2 protein-coding genes are annotated in these 1,453 nt (G+C 65.2%); both read right to left on the bottom strand.

Annotated features, from left to right (window positions below):
* Nucleotides 1-277 precede the first annotated feature (277 nt).
* The gene (locus C4313_RS06980; protein ID WP_352429150.1) at nt 278-475 is read right to left on the bottom strand and encodes a YgaP family membrane protein; all 198 of its coding nucleotides are present in this window, start codon (nt 473-475) and stop codon (nt 278-280) included.
* 48 nt (nt 476-523) lie between these two features.
* Nucleotides 524-1,267, bottom strand: a complete 744-nt coding sequence (gene pdo / locus C4313_RS06975; RefSeq protein ID WP_352429149.1) for a protein disulfide oxidoreductase — start codon at nt 1,265-1,267, stop codon at nt 524-526.
* Nucleotides 1,268-1,453 lie beyond the last annotated feature (186 nt).

Below are 1,453 nucleotides of genomic sequence, written 5' to 3'. Positions count from 1 at the left end.
GAGGGGGACGGCGACGGTGGGCAGTTCCTCCAGGGAGGTAGGTGCGGGGCGGCAGGTGCCCCCCAGCAGGGCCAGGGCCAGGAGCCCAATGGGAACCCGGGACCGATGGGTCATGGCGGACCTCCAGAAGCAAGGGTCTCCAAAGAAATGATAGGCGCGAGGGACGACGAGATGTCGGTGGGCAAGGGGCTGCTCCGGGGGCCATCCCACCGCCTCAAAAAACGAGGCGGCCCTCGGGAGGGCCGCCTCGTCTGCACCCCTGGCGGAAGGGCGGGGCTCAGCGCTTCGTCCGGAAGCCGAGCGCAGTGTAGAGCGGGCACCACCCCACCAGAGAAGTGAGGACGAAGACCACGCCGATGATCGTCAGGATGATCCCCAGGGTGTTGAAGCGCAGGACGAAGGCCGAGACCATGATGAAGACCACCGCTAGGATCACCCGGACGATCCGATCCCAACCGGCCATGTTCACCGTCATGGCGGACCTCCTTTCGTTAAAGATCCTTTGGGAGGCAGAAAGGGCCCCTCACTCCTCCGCGTCCTCGTCGTGATGATAGTGCGCGTGGGCGATGGCGAGATACTCCGCCCGCAAGCGCTCCCGCGCCGCGGTCGCATGGGCCATCGCCTCCGGATCCATCACCTTCATCAGTTCGTTGATGAAATACCCCTCGGGCACCGCCCCTTCGATGTGGATGACCTCGTTGATCACGGTGCGGGGGACGCCGTAGACGCCGTAGGCGTCGGCCAGTTCGGGGAACTCCATGGCCTCGATCATGTCCGCCCGGACCCACGGGCTCTCAAAAGCCGCCTGATGGGCCAGCCGGACCATCCGGGGGCAATACGGACAGGTCGGCGTGACGAAGACCTGGATGTGGACCGGCACGTTCAGCGTCGCCAGGCGCTTGCGGCTGGACGGCGAGAGCCCCGAGTCCCGGCGGCCGACCATCCGGATGTCCTCGATCAGAGACCCGAACTCGTAGCCGGAGGGGATGCCGAAGTAGCGGATGCCGTAGTCCTGATCCCCTTCAATGATCACCGCCGGGGCCTTGTCAACGCCATAGCGCTCCGCCACCTCCCGATCGATGATCCGGTTGTAAACCTCCACTGTGATCTGATTCGAGAGGCCAGCGACCTCCTCGATCAACTGGCGCGTCTCGCGGCAATACATGCAATCCACGTTCTGCGTGAAGACGACCAGCCGCACCGGATGCGCGAGATCGGCCAGCATCCGGCGGACCTCCTCGCGGGTGTGGGGATCCAACAACGCCATAGCAACCTCCTTCCGGTTCGGCTTCGGGCTTCGATCCGCAGCCCCCGCTCTCCCCAGTCCGAGGGCCTGGTGGCGCGGACCGTTGCCCTTCATTCCCTTTAGATGCGGGGATGGGGCGGGGGTGACATGGGCTGGGGATCAGAAAAAACGGGCGGCGGCTATGTGGCCGCCGCCCGTTTTTTCTGA

The organism is Thermoflexus sp. (genome assembly GCF_040289485.1).
Taxonomy (GTDB): Bacteria; Chloroflexota; Anaerolineae; order Thermoflexales; family Thermoflexaceae; genus Thermoflexus.
Note: the sequence above shows the minus strand (reverse complement) of the source record. Positions and strands in the feature narration are given on the sequence as shown.

What these genes read in the sequence shown, in the direction of transcription:
- C4313_RS06980 (WP_352429150.1), bottom strand. Translation starts at nt 475, where the DNA reads ATGACGGTGAACATGGCCGGTTGGGATCGGATCGTCCGGGTGATCCTA.
- pdo (WP_352429149.1), bottom strand. Translation starts at nt 1,267, where the DNA reads ATGGCGTTGTTGGATCCCCACACCCGCGAGGAGGTCCGCCGGATGCTG.